The 14161-nt window shown below is 59.1% G+C and carries 15 protein-coding genes and 2 tRNA genes; 6 read left to right on the top strand and 11 right to left on the bottom strand.

Going from position 1 to position 14161, the window contains the following annotated elements; all coding sequences use genetic code 11:
- Positions 1-44: 44 nt before the first annotated feature.
- Positions 45-121: transfer RNA gene (locus ACQZ5K_RS09865), tRNA-Pro, on the bottom strand.
- A 266-nt stretch (positions 122-387) separates the two neighbouring features.
- On the opposite strand from ACQZ5K_RS09865, the gene ACQZ5K_RS09860 reads away from it, so the two are divergent.
- The gene (locus ACQZ5K_RS09860) at positions 388-693 is read left to right on the top strand and encodes an ETC complex I subunit (protein WP_003507982.1); all 306 of its coding nucleotides are present in this window, start codon (positions 388-390) and stop codon (positions 691-693) included.
- Between the two features lie 48 nt (positions 694-741).
- Positions 742-818: transfer RNA gene (locus ACQZ5K_RS09855), tRNA-Arg, on the top strand.
- A 132-nt stretch (positions 819-950) separates the two neighbouring features.
- On the opposite strand, the gene ACQZ5K_RS09850 is transcribed toward ACQZ5K_RS09855, so the two are convergent.
- The gene (locus tag ACQZ5K_RS09850; protein WP_448740247.1) at positions 951-1577 is read right to left on the bottom strand and encodes a hypothetical protein; all 627 of its coding nucleotides are present in this window, start codon (positions 1575-1577) and stop codon (positions 951-953) included.
- 201 nt (positions 1578-1778) lie between these two features.
- Complete coding sequence (locus ACQZ5K_RS09845) at positions 1779-1934, bottom strand: hypothetical protein (protein WP_421403001.1); 156 nt, start codon at positions 1932-1934, stop codon at positions 1779-1781.
- Between the two features lie 238 nt (positions 1935-2172).
- Here ACQZ5K_RS09845 and ACQZ5K_RS09840 point away from each other — a divergent pair, with 238 nt between their 5' ends.
- Genes ACQZ5K_RS09840 through ACQZ5K_RS09830 form a run of 3 tightly spaced genes read left to right on the top strand, consistent with a single transcriptional unit; the run spans position 2173 to position 5403 of the window.
- Positions 2173-3471, top strand: coding sequence for an efflux RND transporter periplasmic adaptor subunit (locus ACQZ5K_RS09840; RefSeq protein WP_448740246.1), 1299 nt, complete (start codon positions 2173-2175; stop codon positions 3469-3471).
- A 14-nt stretch (positions 3472-3485) separates the two neighbouring features.
- Positions 3486-4205: an ABC transporter ATP-binding protein gene (locus tag ACQZ5K_RS09835; protein ID WP_448740245.1), complete on the top strand. Its 720-nt coding sequence runs from the start codon at positions 3486-3488 to the stop codon at positions 4203-4205.
- Positions 4195-5403: an ABC transporter permease gene (locus ACQZ5K_RS09830; protein ID WP_448735108.1), complete on the top strand. Its 1209-nt coding sequence runs from the start codon at positions 4195-4197 to the stop codon at positions 5401-5403. The genes ACQZ5K_RS09835 and ACQZ5K_RS09830 overlap by 11 nt, the downstream gene beginning before the upstream one ends.
- Positions 5404-5462: 59 nt before the next feature.
- Here the strand turns inward: ACQZ5K_RS09830 and ACQZ5K_RS09825 are convergent, their stop codons facing one another.
- Positions 5463-5990 carry a DUF6714 family protein gene (locus tag ACQZ5K_RS09825; RefSeq protein WP_448740244.1) on the bottom strand — a complete coding sequence of 176 codons (528 nt, stop codon included), beginning with the start codon at positions 5988-5990 and terminating at the stop codon, positions 5463-5465.
- A 377-nt stretch (positions 5991-6367) separates the two neighbouring features.
- Between ACQZ5K_RS09825 and ACQZ5K_RS09820 the strand changes: the two genes are divergently transcribed.
- Complete coding sequence (locus ACQZ5K_RS09820; protein ID WP_448740243.1) at positions 6368-6643, top strand: hypothetical protein; 276 nt, start codon at positions 6368-6370, stop codon at positions 6641-6643.
- 217 nt (positions 6644-6860) lie between these two features.
- Here ACQZ5K_RS09820 and sufA read toward each other — a convergent pair whose 3' ends face one another.
- From sufA to ACQZ5K_RS09785, 7 genes are all read right to left on the bottom strand, one after another.
- Positions 6861-7250, bottom strand: coding sequence for a Fe-S cluster assembly scaffold SufA (gene sufA / locus ACQZ5K_RS09815; RefSeq protein ID WP_059760334.1), 390 nt, complete (start codon positions 7248-7250; stop codon positions 6861-6863).
- A 105-nt stretch (positions 7251-7355) separates the two neighbouring features.
- Positions 7356-7739 carry an SUF system Fe-S cluster assembly protein gene (locus ACQZ5K_RS09810; RefSeq protein WP_448740242.1) on the bottom strand — a complete coding sequence of 128 codons (384 nt, stop codon included), beginning with the start codon at positions 7737-7739 and terminating at the stop codon, positions 7356-7358.
- 36 nt (positions 7740-7775) lie between these two features.
- Complete coding sequence (locus ACQZ5K_RS09805) at positions 7776-9026, bottom strand: cysteine desulfurase (RefSeq protein WP_080834821.1); 1251 nt, start codon at positions 9024-9026, stop codon at positions 7776-7778.
- Positions 9019-10290 (bottom strand): Fe-S cluster assembly protein SufD, encoded by a 1272-nt coding sequence (sufD, locus tag ACQZ5K_RS09800; protein WP_448740241.1) that lies wholly within the window; start codon positions 10288-10290, stop codon positions 9019-9021. Before sufD ends, ACQZ5K_RS09805 begins: the two co-directional genes overlap by 8 nt.
- Positions 10291-10312: 22 nt before the next feature.
- The gene (gene sufC, locus ACQZ5K_RS09795; RefSeq protein ID WP_003522658.1) at positions 10313-11068 is read right to left on the bottom strand and encodes a Fe-S cluster assembly ATPase SufC; all 756 of its coding nucleotides are present in this window, start codon (positions 11066-11068) and stop codon (positions 10313-10315) included.
- A 238-nt stretch (positions 11069-11306) separates the two neighbouring features.
- On the bottom strand, positions 11307-12776 hold the full coding sequence (gene sufB, locus ACQZ5K_RS09790) for a Fe-S cluster assembly protein SufB (RefSeq protein ID WP_003522660.1): 1470 nt from the start codon (positions 12774-12776) through the stop codon (positions 11307-11309).
- A 197-nt stretch (positions 12777-12973) separates the two neighbouring features.
- Positions 12974-14143, bottom strand: coding sequence for a cysteine desulfurase family protein (locus ACQZ5K_RS09785; protein WP_448740240.1), 1170 nt, complete (start codon positions 14141-14143; stop codon positions 12974-12976).
- Between the last annotated feature and the right edge of the window lie 18 nt (positions 14144-14161).

Raw genomic sequence — 14161 nt, 5'->3', positions numbered from 1 at the left:
ATTTGGAAGAAGTTACGCCGGAAAGCTGATGTTTTGCTTTAAAATGGTCGGAGTGGAGAGATTCGAACTCCCGACCCTCTGGTCCCAAACCAGATGCGCTACCAGACTGCGCTACACTCCGCCGAGGCGATGGCTGGGGAATACACGGTTCACCCGCAGTCCGCAACAGGGAAATTCATCTTTGTTCAGCCACGGCCCCGATGAGCAAAACGTAACCTCGAAACGGCGGCGCAGGATCGGACGGCAAGGGGATAATCGTCTTGACTCTCACCTGAAGTCAGTCCATTTCAAATTCAACGTTCCTGACACGATTTGGTTATTCTATTCAGGTACGTGATGAATAATTCGGGGTGTTGCGCCCCGCTGTCCAACCGGAGCAGTTTCGACATGTCTGCGAAGATTTACCGCCCTGCAAAAACCGCCATGCAATCCGGCAAGGCGAAGACCAATGTCTGGGTTCTGGAATTCGACGCCGAGGTTCCGCGCAAGATCGATCCGATCATGGGCTACACCTCCAGTTCCGACATGAAGCAGCAGCTCAAGCTGACATTCGAGACGCAGGAACAGGCCGAAGCCTATGCCCAGCGCAAGGGCATCGAATACCGCGTCATCCAGCCGAAGGAAGCGACCCGCAAGGTGGTTTCCTACACCGACAATTTCCGTTTCAACCGCACCCAGCCCTGGACGCACTGAAACACGACGATGAAAGTTTTTGCCGGAGTATCGATTGCCCGGCATGACGGCCCCTTAGCTCAACTGGATAGAGCAACTGCCTTCTAAGCAGTAGGTCGCAGGTTCGAGTCCTGCAGGGGTCGCCATCTTTTCTGCAACGCCAGATACGTCCGGATTATCTCAAGGACTCCAAAACTTAGCGTCTGGCGCCTCTGGACTCATTCGGTTTGCAATCAGCCCCTTATGAGGGGGTCCGGCACCCGTCGCAAGGGTGAGGATCAGCTACGCTTCGCTAACAGATTTGGCGCGGCTGCCACAGCCAGTCCCAATGCGGCGGAGATGAAGCCGATAAAGTCGGAGATCGTTTTCAACTCACCTTCGAAACCCATCCCCTGCAGCAATAGGCTTGTTCCGTAAAATAGGGGCAAGACGAACCCAAAGACAGTTATCAGGAATAACGCAACTCTCTGGACAGCCAGCGTCGTCTGACGCGTTGGTTCCCACCGAAGCAGCAGGATGATGACGGCCAGAGCAGAAATGCTCAAGAAAACGTCGATCACCAACTGAGCGTTCACGTTTATCAGGCTGTCATTCGTCCAGAAGTTTATTCCGGAGACAGATACGAGAAGAAAAAACACGATCGAAACCACGATCGCCTCTGTCTTGCTGGACATGCCTGGGTCAAAGACGAGAGCTCCGCAGACGATGCCTACGGTCACGGACAACGGCAAGAGAAGCACTCGCCCCCATTCTCCCGTATTCGTGTTTTTGGTCACACCGGATACGGTTGGGGCAATTGCGTCTAAGAACCACCAGCCGACCCCAACACCTAACAGGCTAAGCACCATAAACGCGCCGAGACTTACCAAAACTCCCACTGTGATAGCCCAAACCGCCCGCCCCATTTTGTCCCCCCGACCGTGGCGCTACTGCTATGCCGAACAATACCGTGGAATCGATCAAGATTAAATGACCGTGCTGAGGCGGCTCTATTCAATGACCGAAGATAACTGGCGGCATCAATTGTCGCAAAGCGCCCAGATGCAGGAGGTGACTGCGCTTCCGGTCGTGCAGATTCGCGGTTCATGCGCTCTCGAAAGACGCGCTCACCCCTGCCCCATCAACGTGAAATACCCCCACGCCGCCACAAAAAACGCAATGACAGCCACAATCGTCAGCGCCTTCTTCGCTTTCGGCCCTAGCGGTTCGCGTGGTTTTTTCGGCGGCACCGGTTTGCGGAACTTCACCACGTTGTCGTTCATTTCATCATCGTCCTGAATGTCGCTGCTGAAACCTCTGCCGCATCGGTGGCATCGGTCTTTCCAATTCCTATCTCTAGCAGACCAGAACTATCATAAATATTACCAAGTTTTCACTTCACCCTTGAGGCAAGCTATGTCACTTCCCACAATCAGAGGAATACAACGGCGACAGATGGACGGACAAACCGGAGAGCGGCGACAACCCTCTGTGGTATTTTGAACTTTGCGGGTGACGAGAATGAATGACGCCAATACGAGTGGTCGCGATACACAAAACAGCCAGCCCGATCTGCGCGAGATTCTGGGAACGAACAGAAACGGCCGCAAGAAAAAGTCGCGTCGCTATCTCTATGCCGCAGCAGCCATTGTGCTGATTGGCGGCGGCCTTGGTTATTATTATCAGTCACGCGCGGCAGGTGTCGCTTATAGCTACACCACGGAAGCGGCGCGTCAGGGCGATCTCTCGGTCATCGTCACCTCCACCGGCTCGGTTCAGCCGACGGATCAGGTCGATATATCGAGCGAACTCTCCGGCACCGTGCGCAAGGTCAACGTCACCTATAACAGCCCGGTCAAGGCGGGAGACGTATTGGCGGAACTGGATACAAACAAGCTCGAAGCCGACGTGCAGAGCGCCCGCGCCAAGCTTGCCTCCGCCAAGGCCAATGTGCTGAAGGCGCGCGCCGATCTCGGTTCGGCTAAAACCTCCATGGAGCGCCTGAAATCGCTGGTGCAGAACCGGGTCTCCAGCCAGCAGGATCTGGACGCCGCGCAGTTCACCCATGATGCGGCTGCCGCGACGCTTGAAGTCAATGAGGCGACTGTGCTTTCGGCGGAAGCGGATCTGAGGCTCGCCGAAGTCAATCTCGGCAAGGCCAAGATCGTCTCGCCCATCGATGGCGTCATCCTCACCCGCAGCGTCGATCCCGGCGCCACCGTCGCCTCCTCGCTCAATGCGCCGGTGCTGTTCACCATCGCCGGCGATCTGCGCCATATGGAATTGCAGGTGTCCGTGGATGAGGCCGATGTCGGCAAGGTCGAGACAGGGCAGAAGGCCACGTTTAATGTCGATGCCTATCCCGACCGCAGTTTCCCGGCCGAGATCGAGACCGTGCGTTTCGCTTCCGAGACCGTGTCGAATGTGGTCACCTACAAGGGCATATTGACCGTGGACAATGAAGAGCTGCTGCTGCGCCCCGGCATGACGGCGACCGCCAATATCATCGTCGAAGAGATCAAGGATACGCTGCTGGTGCCGAATTCCGCGCTTCGTTATACGCCGCCGCGCGAATCCGCCTCGCGTGGTGGCGGGCTGATGAGCCTGTTTCGCCCGCCGCGCATGGGCCGCTCGCAGAACCGCGATGCCGGCCAAGCCGCGCAGGCCAAAAGGACGGTCTGGGTGCTGCGCAACAACGCGCCAGTCTCCGTCGCCATCGAAACCGGCTCCACCGACGGCCAGCATACCGTGGTAAAATCGGGCGAGTTGAAAGCCGACGATCAGGTGATTACCGACGCCACGGCCCGCAACGCCGGCTGACGGAGGACAAGCCCATGGAACAGCCGCCGCTCATCGAATTCCGCGATGTCGTCAAGCAATATGGCCGCGGCGAAGCGACCATCCGCGCGCTCGATGGCGTCAGCCTCTCCATTCATGAGAAGGAATTCGTCGCCATCATGGGGCCGTCGGGTTCCGGCAAATCCACCTCAATGAATATCATCGGCTGTCTGGATGTGCCAACGGCTGGCGAATATCTGTTTCAGGGCGTGCCGACCAGCGGCTTCGACAATGAGCACCTGACGCTGCTGCGCCGCCACATGCTGGGTTTCGTGTTTCAGGGCTTCAACCTTCTGTCACGCACCTCGGCGGTGGAAAATGTTGAGCTGCCACTCGTCTATCGCGGCATGAAGGCGTCTGAACGGCGAGCCCGCGCCATGGAGGCGCTGGCTCAGGTGGGTTTGAAGGGCCGCGAGGATCACACCACGCAGGAGCTTTCCGGCGGCCAGCAGCAGCGTGTGGCCATTGCACGGGCCATCGTCACCCGCCCTGCCCTGTTGCTGGCCGACGAGCCGACCGGCAACCTCGACACGAAGACCAGCAACGAGATCATGGACCTCATAACCGCGCTCAATCGCGACCGGGGCATCACGGTCGTCATGGTCACGCATGAAGAGGATATCGCCGCCCATGCGGGGCGTCTGCTGCGCTTCGTTGACGGGCATCTTGCCTCCGATAGCGCCGCGGAAAAAAAGGAGAGCTCCGATGTTCTTTGAAACGTCGCGTCTGGCGCTACGCGCCATCAGCCGCAACCTCCTGCGCTCCTTCCTCACCGTGCTCGGCGTCGTCATTGGCGTCGCCGCCGTCATCGCCATGGTCACCATCGGCAACGGCACCACGGAACAGGTGAAATCGGAACTGTCGCGGCTCGGCACCAACATGCTGTTCGTGCGCCCCGGCCAGTTCGGCCCCGGCCGCGCCAGCACCGAGGCGAAACGTTTCGACGACCGTGATGTCGAGGCGATCCGCAACCAGATATCGGGCATCCGCGCCGTCGCACCGCAGAACCGCAGCTCCGCCGCAACCGTCATTTTCGGCGGCAAGAACCACCAGACAAGCGTGATCGGCACCACCAACGACTATCTGATCGCGCAGGACTGGACCATCGCGCTCGGCCGCGATTTCCAGCCCGCCGAAGATCGCGGCGGCCAGATCGGCTGCATCGTCGGCGAAACGGTGCGGCAGGAACTGTTCGGCGCGGAAAACCCGGTGGGGCAGACGATCCGCGTCAGCAACATCTCCTGCCCCGTCATCGGTGTGCTGGGCAGGAAAGGCCAGTCAGGCCTCGGCGACGATCAGGACGACACGGTCATCATGCCGCTGAAAATCCATCAGCGACGCATCGGCGGTACCACCACCATTTCCTCGATCATGGTTTCTGCGCAGGACGGGGTTTCGACAGCCAAGGTGCAAAGTGACCTGCAGAACCTGCTGCGCGAACGCCGCCGCATCGGCATCGGCCGCGAGGATGATTTCACCGTCAACGACATGACGCAGATCGCCTCGGCCATGACCGGCACGACGACGTTGCTCACCGGTCTTCTGGGTGCCGTCGCCGCCGTCAGCCTTCTGGTCGGCGGCATCGGCATCATGAATATCATGCTGGTTTCAGTAACGGAACGCACCCGCGAGATCGGCATTCGTCTCGCCATCGGCGCACTGGAAAAACAGGTGCTGACCCAGTTTCTGGTGGAAGCCGTCATGCTGTCGGCCTTTGGCGGCCTTGTCGGCATCCTCACCGGCCTTGGCCTTGCCTATGCCGTCGTCGGTTATCTCAACGTGCCCTTCGTCACCAGCCCGTCGATCATCTTCCTCGCCTTCGCCTTTTCGGCGGCCATCGGGGTGATTTTCGGCTATTTCCCGGCACGACGGGCGGCAAGCCTGAGCCCGATAGAAGCCTTGCGGCATGAATGAAAGCCGGCGTTCAAACCGCAACCGGCTTTGTCTCTTCCCTGCAATTGACCCGATCCGCTTCAGTCGCTCGCCGGGGAGCGTGCACTATCCACCCACTCTTCGAGCGCGCGCTCTATGTCGTCCTGATAGGACGGCAGGTTCTCCTTCTCACTGATGGCGCGGAGATACATTTCCACGGCATTCCGTTGCAAAGGGGTCAGTAAGGAAAATTTCTCCTGGCATCCGCGCAAATAGGGTGCGAATTCATGCCTGTAGTCGCCATCGAGATCGGCGATCATATAGGCGGGCAGATGAAATCGCATTCCCTCAGCATCAAGGAAGGCGGGGCTGCCGGAATGTCTGTTGAGGTCCTTCAGCGGGATTGCGGCCCAATCACTCTTCTCATCGCCAGCACGACATGCGGCGCGAACCTCATTGCTCGCATAATCGTCAAGCGCCTGCGCCTCGGAGAGACCGACGCCACCGCCCAGTGTGACACCCGCAAATGCCTCTCGCACCGCGGCTTTCGCATTCGCGATATTATCGGGTTGCGACCTCATCAAATCGCCTGCCTGTTCAATGATGGGCTCCCCCACTCCCGTCACCATGTACTGTGGGCCAGTCTCCACCCTCGGTCCGTTCGAGCGCGGGACTATTCAACGCGTCACCCTTGGATGCCGCAGATCCCTTTATCTCCTCCCAGTAAAACGCAAGGCAAACAATACCGGCAATCAGCGTTAGGCCAGCCACGACGCTGGCGACGATCAACCCTATCGTCCAGATATCAATCGAGGCGCTGCTGATGTCCATCCCGGTTCACTCCCCACGATCAATCCCGCCCGCGGTCCAAAACGCCTTCCAGCATGGACGATAGGCGGTTCCGCCCCTCCCGCCAAACCTCGCGGAATATCCGATATCCTTGCTGATCTTGCGTCAGGGCGTCAATCGGATAGGCTCGCCCTCAAGTTTACCGGATGGAGTTTGGATGTTCAAATCGGTATCGGATAGCGCCGCTGCCGCAGACGGCGGTTCGCTCGCCCTCTTCGTCGAACGGATTGACGGACAGACGGAGCTGTTTGTGATCAATCGCTCCCTCGCGTCACGCGGAACGCCCGACTACAACAGAGTCAGCTCGAGCCTTAGGCCGCTTGCCGGGGAGGATTGCGGGAAGATCGCTGCGGCTCTCAAGCCGCTGCTGATAACGACACCATCGATTCATCCCCTGGCGGATTTTATCGATACGCTGAAACAGCAGTCATGATCCTTCGAAAGCTGATTTGCGCGGGGCGCAGTCTGCGGAAAAAGAATCTGAAACCTCTCATCCGTCATCCTCGGGCTTGACCCGAGGATCTACAAACGTCTCAAGGGATTTGACGGGGATGGATCCTCGGATCAAGCCCGAGGATGACGTCGCGTTTGTGGGAGCGCTGTGTGCATAAGAAAAATCTGCCTCTCCATCGCGGAGATAGCGTAACCAATCAAACGCTAGCTTCAGCCTCACGCTGCTTTGCCAGCGCCGCCAGATCGGCCGGCTTCAGCTCAACCGATTCACCGCAGCCGCAGGCGGATGTCTGGTTCGGATTGTTGAAGGTGAAACCGGAGCGCATCTTGGTCACTTCGAAATCCATCTGGGTGCCGAGCAGATAAAGCACAGCGGAAGGCTGAACCCAGACCTTCGCCCCTTCGAATTCGACCAGATCGTCCTTCGCATCCGGTTCGGTCACGAGGTCGATGGTATATTCCATGCCCGCGCAGCCGCCCTTCTTGATGCCGACGCGCACGCCTCTGGCATCCGGTCCGGAATTTTCGACGATTGCTTTAACGCGCGAGGCAGCAGCCCCGGTCATGGTCATGATCGCAAAGCCCATGGGCTTAATTCTCCTTCGACAACCGAGTTCAAGGCTCGATGCTTATGGATTTCAATTTAAGTGCGCCTGAGAGTGTCATCAAGGGATGACATCAGTCAAATCACGTCAATACCAGCCGACGGCGACCTGTGCCTCTTCCGACATGCGGTCCGGCGTCCATGGCGGATCGAAGGTCATTTCGACCACGACACCGGAAACACCCTCGACGGCGCCCACGGCATTTTCCACCCAGCCCGGCATTTCACCGGCCACCGGGCAGCCGGGGGCCGTCAGCGTCATGACGATCTTGACCATCCGGTCGTCTTCGATGTCGATCTTGTAGACGAGACCGAGTTCGAAGATATCGGCCGGAATTTCCGGATCGTAGACGGTCTTCAGCGCCGCAATCACGTCGTCGCTGAGGCGTGCCAGCTCATCCGGCGGAATGGTCGAAACCTTTTCCTGAGCTTCGGTCGCATCCTTGGTCTTTGCAGTGGCTTCGGCAGTCATGGTCTTAAACCTCAATCCTGATCTCTTATTCCGATATCAGGCGAAAAATTTGCGCGCATATTCCAGCGCCTCGACAAGAGAGTCTACTTCGGCGCGGGTATTGTAAAGGCCGAACGATGCCCGGCATGTGGAGGTGACGCCAAAGCGTTTCAAGAGCGGCATGGCGCAATGGGTGCCGGCCCGCACGGCAACGCCGCGCCGGTCGATCACCATCGAGACATCATGGGCGTGAATGCCCTCAAGCTCGAAGGAGAAGATGCCGCCCTTGTCAGGCGCATTGCCGATGATGCGCAGCGAATTGATTTCGCGCAGGCGCTCCGCGGCATAAGCGGCAAGATCGGCCTCATGCGCGGCAATCGCGGCACGGCCGAGATTGTCCATGTAATCAAGCGCGTAACCGAGGCCAATGGCCTGCACGATGGGCGGCGTGCCGGCTTCGAAACGGTGCGGAGGCTCGTTATAGGTCACATTGTCTTCGGTAACGTCGAGGATCATCTCGCCGCCGCCCTGGAACGGCCGCATCTCGCGCAAGCGGTCAGCCTTGCCATAAAGCACGCCGATGCCCGAGGGACCGTAGAGCTTGTGGCCGGTCATCACATACCAGTCGCAATCGATATCGCGCACATCGACCGGCATGTGAACCGCGCCCTGCGAACCATCGATCAACACCGGAATGCCGCGCTCATGCGCGATACGGCAGATTTCCTTCACCGGCACGATGGTGCCGAGCGCATTCGACATATGGGTGATGGCAACAAGCTTGGTGCGCTCCGTCAGGCTCTTTTCGAAAGCCTCGATATGAAACGCGCCGTCATCGTCCACCGGCACCCAGACGAGCTTCGCACCCTGCCGTTCGCGGATAAAATGCCACGGCACGATGTTGGAATGATGCTCCATGATCGAAATGACGATCTCGTCGCCCTCACCGATCTTCGGCATGCCATAACCATAAGCGACCGTATTGATCGCTTCCGTTGAGGATTTGGTGAAGACGATCTCGTCCACCGAACCGGCGTTCAGGAAACGGCGCACCTTTTCGCGCGCCGCCTCATAGGCGTCGGTTGCGGCATTGGAGAGGAAATGCAGGCCGCGATGCACATTCGCATACTCATTGGCATAGGCATGCGAAACGGCGTCGATCACCACCTGCGGTTTTTGAGCGGACGCGCCGTTGTCGAGATAGACCAGCGGCTTGCCATAGACCTCGCGCGACAGGATCGGGAAATCCTTCCGCACGGCTTCGATGTCATAAGGGGCCGCCAATGCGGCGCGTTCGCTCTCAGGCATGATGTTCCAGCCAGCCGGAGATGATCGTCTCCAGCGCCTCTACCAGATTTTCTTCTTCCAGTTCCTCGACGATCTCGGCGACGAAGGCGTTGACGAGCATCGCCCGCGCCTTTGCCCGCGGCACGCCGCGCGCCATCAGGTAATAGAGATGGTTGTCGCTGATATCGGCAACCGTCGCACCATGGCCGCACTGAACGTCATCGGCAAAGATTTCCAGTTCAGGCTTTGCCGAGAACTCGCCATCGTCAGACATCAGCAGCGTATTGCACGCCATCTTCGCATCGGTCTTCTGGGCATCGGGCGCCACCCGGATCATGCCCTGGAAAATGCCCTTTGCACGGTCGAACACCACGTTGCGGAACACTTCCGTCGAGGTCGTGTTCGGCACGTTGTGGCCGAGAACCATCGTCACGTCGGTATGGGTTTCGCCACCCAGAAGGTTGACGCCGCGAACGATGAGATCAGTGCCCTCGCCTTCCACATCGATGCGCAGTTCCTGCCGCACCAGCTTGCCGCCGGCATTGACAATGAACAGGCGAATCTTGGCGTCCGCGCCGATTTTCATGCGCAGCTGGCCAAGATGGATATCGGCCGCACCCTGTTGCTGCAGGATGATCCAGGTCACTTCCGCGCCATCCTCGACAACGATGTCGCTGACGGAGGAAACAAAGGCCGCGTCCGAAGTCACCGAAAGGTGACGCTCGATGACGGTTGCCTTGGAACCCTTGCCGAAACGGACCGGGAAGCGGCTGTGAACCTGGCCTGCGCCATGGATCGCCTGCAATTCGATCGGCTTCTCGATCTCGGCATCGGCCGGGATCTCGAGCACCAGGCCATCGCGCACGAAGCTGCCATTGATGCGGCCAATCGCGTCATCCTTGCTGGCTTCCGCAAGACCGGCGGCAGCGGAACCATCGAGCAGGCTTTCGGCAAAGCGCGACACGCGGATGTCTTCAATCTTGCCGATATCGGCCGTGCCGTGCTGCACATAGGCAACCAGCGAGCCGGCAACCGTCGGTGCCTGCTTCTCGATAACGGGCGCGGGCCGGTCTTCCGGAACGGCGCGCAGCAGGCTTTTCAGATCGGTATAGTGCCACGCCTCGATGCGTCGCGTCGGAAGACCGCCGGTCTTCAGATCGTCGAACAGCACGTCACGCGCGGCGACAACAGCGCCGTCGCCGGGCAATTCGCTAAACTTGGCGGTGTAAGCGTCGACCAGCGCGGTTTCCGCTGGCGTCAGCCGGTTGGTAGCTTGAATGTTCATGGACATCACCTCCTGGCCCGACTTAGGCCGCTTCACCGATGATGTCGGCGTAACCGTTGTTTTCCAGTTCCAGCGCCAGAGCCTTGTCACCCGAGCGGATGATCTTGCCCTTGTAGAGAACGTGAACGCTGTCAGGCACGATGTAATCAAGCAGGCGCTGATAGTGGGTGATGACGACGGTAGCGCGATCCGGCGACTTCAGCGCATTGACGCCGTCAGCCACGATCTTCAGCGCGTCGATGTCGAGGCCGCTATCGGTTTCGTCGAGAACGCAGAGCTTCGGTTCCAAGAGCGCCATCTGCAGGATCTCGGCGCGCTTCTTCTCACCGCCGGAGAAGCCGACGTTGAGCGGACGCTTCAGCATTTCCATGTCGATCTTCAGATCGCCGGCGGCTTCCTTGACGCGGCGGATGAAGTCCGGCGTCGTCAGTTCGGACTCGCCGCGCGCCTTGCGCTGCTCGTTCATCGCAACCTTCAGGAACTGCATGGTGGCGACACCGGGAATTTCGACCGGATACTGGAAGGCAAGGAAAATGCCCTTGGCGGCGCGCTCGGCGGCATCCAGTTCCAGAATGCTTTCGCCGTTGTAGAGAATGTCACCGGAGGTGACTTCGTAGTCCTCACGGCCCGACAGGATGTAGGACAGCGTCGACTTGCCGGAACCGTTCGGGCCCATGATGGCGGCAACTTCACCAGCGGCAACCTTCAGGTTGAGGCCCTTGATGATCTCGGTTTCGGTATCGGCGATCTTTGCGTGCAGGTCGATGATTTCAAGCATGTTCAATTCTCTCGATCTTGTTTTCTCTTTCTGGAAGAGAAACGTTCAAATATCTCTGGTCTCAGTGCATCGGTCAGCCAGAATATCGCTGCCAACGCCAGACCGCTGCCTATCAGAAGAGGCTTGGCGAATGTCCACCCCGCCAGCAGCCCGCCAACTCCCACAAAAACTCCGCACATCGATACGAATATGCAAAGTAATATGAGGAGCGCAGGGCCGCCGAGTCGGGATGTCTCCATCAGCCCACGCTTCCTTCCAGCGAAATGCCGATCAGCTTCTGCGCTTCAACGGCAAATTCCATCGGCAGTTCCTGAATGACTTCCTTCACGAAGCCGTTGACGATGAGCGCGATGGCCGCTTCCTCGGGAATGCCGCGCTGCAGGCAATAGAATAGCTGGTCTTCGGAAATCTTAGACGTCGTCGCCTCGTGCTCGAAGTGTGCGGAGGAATTCTTCGCCTCGATATAGGGCACGGTATGCGCGCCGCACTTGTCGCCGATCAGGAGCGAGTCGCACTGCGTGAAGTTACGCGTATTGGTCGCCTTGCGGTGGGCCGAGACCTGGCCGCGATAGACGTTTTCCGAGAAACCGGCTGCAATGCCCTTGGCGATGATGCGGCTCGACGTGTTCTTGCCGAGATGGATCATCTTGGTGCCGCTATCGATCTGCTGATGGCCATTGGAGACCGCGATCGAATAGAATTCGCCACGGCTGTCATCGCCGCGCAGGATGCAGGACGGGTATTTCCAGGTGATGGCCGAGCCGGTTTCCACCTGCGTCCACGAAATCTTCGAACGGTTGCCGCGGCAATCGCCACGCTTGGTCACGAAGTTGTAGATACCGCCCTTGCCTTCCTTATCGCCCGGATACCAGTTCTGGACGGTGGAATATTTGATTTCGGCGTCATCGAGCGCCACCAGTTCAACCACGGCGGCGTGAAGCTGGTTCTCGTCACGCTGAGGTGCCGTGCAGCCTTCCAGATAGGAGACGTAAGCGCCTTCTTCGGCAATGATCAGCGTGCGCTCGAACTGGCCGGTGTTCTTTTCGTTGATGCGGAAATAGGTGGAAAGTTCCATCGGGCAACGAACGCCCTTCGGCACGAACACGAAGGAACCATCGGTAAAGACGGCCGAGTTCAGCGTCGCGTAGAAATTGTCCGTCGTCGGAACGACCGAGCCGAGATATTTCTTCACCAGTTCCGGATGCTCGCGCACGGCTTCCGAAATCGACATGAAGATGACGCCGGCTTTCGCCAGTTCCGCCTTGAAGGTGGTGACGACCGAGACGCTGTCGAACACGGCATCCACGGCGACCGGACGCTTTTCGACGCCGGCGAGGATTTCCTGTTCCTTCAGCGGAATGCCGAGCTTCTCATAGACCTTCAAAAGCTCCGGGTCGACTTCATCGAGCGACTTCGGGCCGGGCGCGGTCTTCGGCGCGGCATAATAATAAAGGTCGTTGAAATCGATCTTGGGGTAGCTGACGCGCGCCCAGGTCGGCTCCTCCATCGTCAGCCAGCGCTTGTAAGCCTCAAGACGCCATTCCAGCATCCATTCCGGCTCCTGCTTCTTGGCCGAGATGAAACGGATCACCTCTTCCGAAAGGCCCTTCGGGGCCTTGTCGACTTCGATATTGGTTTCGAAGCCGTATTTATACTGGTCCACATCGATCTGGCGGACCTGATCGATCGTTTCCTGAACCGCTGCCATGTCGTTCTCCAATCTCGCCGGAGCCAAGGTCCGGTGGCTTGTCAACGTATCAAGGCGGAAAGCCGCCTTATCCATCTTCGGGCAATGTCACCGCGCCGTTAAGCGGGGCGGAGCTTATACCCATGTAAGTGCGGGATGGCGCTTTTCACACATCCCGGCAAGCGGAAAATTGCTATTCCGCAATTCTTTGCCGCATTTTAAGCGGCCTGACCGGAAAGCCTGCGCCGCCCGGCAATTTTCGCAAACGCCGCAAGCGTCCGTTCTATATCGGCCTCATCAGTCGCATGACCAAGGGAAATCCTGAGTGCGCCAAGCTTGGGATCGCGCCCCATCGCCGTCAGCACATGGCTTTCCCCCACCTTGCCGGATGAACAGGCCGAACCGGCCGACAGCGCAATGCCTTCGATATCGAAAGCGATCTGCCCCGTTTCCGCCTTCAGGCCCGGCAGGGTGAAAAACGTGGTATTACCGACGCGGGCAACGTCCTCGCCGTGAATGATCACATCCGGGGCGCTCGCCCGCATGCCGTCTTCCAGCCGCGCCCGCAGAGCGGCAAGACGCGCCGCTTCAATCTCGAAATTCCGGGCAGCAACAGCGGCAGCAGCACCGAAACCGATAACCGACAGGGTATTTTCCGTGCCGGAACGATGCCCCTTTTCCTGCCCGCCGCCGTGGATCAGCGGCTTCGGCATCATCACCTCGCCGCGCGAGACCAGCGCGCCAGCACCCTTGGGGCCACCGAGCTTGTGAGACGAGATGACAATGAAATCGGCATCGAGCGCATTGATATCGAGCGGAACCCGGCCTGCCGCCTGCACGGCGTCGACCACCATCAATCCACCCGCCGCATGCACCAGCCGCGCCGCTTCCGCCACCGGCTGGAGGATGCCGGTCTCATTGTTCACCAGCATGCAGGCAACCATCGGCAGGCCGACGGAAGCATCATGCGAAGACAGCAGCGTCTGAAGTGCCGCAAGATCGATGACGCCCATTGACGTAACGGGAATTTCCGTAACGTCAGCCTTGCCGAACCGGCCACCTTCGCGGAAAGCGGGGTGCTCGATAGCGGAGACGTAAAGACGGCCATAGCGCACGGGAGCGCGCCCCATCTTGAATTCAGGCGTCAGCGCCAGATTGGCGGCTTCCGTCGCGCCGCTGGTGAAGGTGACATGAGCAGCCTCAGCGCCAACAAGTGCCGCAACCTCGCGGCGGGCGCCCTCAACGGCGGCGCGGGCGGCACGCCCTTCCCGGTGCACGGAAGAAGGATTGCCGGCAAGATCGAGCGCGGAGACGAGAACATCGCGCACGGCGGGCAAAAGCGGCGCCGTCGCGTTCCAGTCCATATATGTGCGCGTCAAACCCGTCATGGCGATGAGGCTTTATCC

It is taken from the genome of Agrobacterium sp. 22-226-1 (assembly GCF_053522345.1).
The sequence above is the reverse complement of the archived record's forward strand: the minus strand, read 5'-3'. Positions and strand labels throughout refer to the sequence as shown.

Coding starts and splice junctions, on each gene's coding strand:
- ACQZ5K_RS09810 (WP_448740242.1), bottom strand. CDS start 7,739: ATGACTGCCGAAGCCACTGCAAAGACCAAGGATGCGACCGAAGCTCAG.
- ACQZ5K_RS09860 (WP_003507982.1), top strand. CDS start 388: ATGTCTGCGAAGATTTACCGCCCTGCAAAAACCGCCATGCAATCCGGC.
- sufD (WP_448740241.1), bottom strand. CDS start 10,290: ATGAACATTCAAGCTACCAACCGGCTGACGCCAGCGGAAACCGCGCTG.
- ACQZ5K_RS09850 (WP_448740247.1), bottom strand. CDS start 1,577: ATGGGGCGGGCGGTTTGGGCTATCACAGTGGGAGTTTTGGTAAGTCTC.
- ACQZ5K_RS09830 (WP_448735108.1), top strand. CDS start 4,195: ATGTTCTTTGAAACGTCGCGTCTGGCGCTACGCGCCATCAGCCGCAAC.
- sufA (WP_059760334.1), bottom strand. CDS start 7,250: ATGGGCTTTGCGATCATGACCATGACCGGGGCTGCTGCCTCGCGCGTT.
- sufB (WP_003522660.1), bottom strand. CDS start 12,776: ATGGCAGCGGTTCAGGAAACGATCGATCAGGTCCGCCAGATCGATGTG.
- ACQZ5K_RS09820 (WP_448740243.1), top strand. CDS start 6,368: ATGTTCAAATCGGTATCGGATAGCGCCGCTGCCGCAGACGGCGGTTCG.
- ACQZ5K_RS09785 (WP_448740240.1), bottom strand. CDS start 14,143: ATGACGGGTTTGACGCGCACATATATGGACTGGAACGCGACGGCGCCG.
- sufC (WP_003522658.1), bottom strand. CDS start 11,068: ATGCTTGAAATCATCGACCTGCACGCAAAGATCGCCGATACCGAAACC.
- ACQZ5K_RS09845 (WP_421403001.1), bottom strand. CDS start 1,934: ATGAACGACAACGTGGTGAAGTTCCGCAAACCGGTGCCGCCGAAAAAA.
- ACQZ5K_RS09805 (WP_080834821.1), bottom strand. CDS start 9,026: ATGCCTGAGAGCGAACGCGCCGCATTGGCGGCCCCTTATGACATCGAA.
- ACQZ5K_RS09835 (WP_448740245.1), top strand. CDS start 3,486: ATGGAACAGCCGCCGCTCATCGAATTCCGCGATGTCGTCAAGCAATAT.
- ACQZ5K_RS09840 (WP_448740246.1), top strand. CDS start 2,173: ATGAATGACGCCAATACGAGTGGTCGCGATACACAAAACAGCCAGCCC.
- ACQZ5K_RS09825 (WP_448740244.1), bottom strand. CDS start 5,990: ATGGTGACGGGAGTGGGGGAGCCCATCATTGAACAGGCAGGCGATTTG.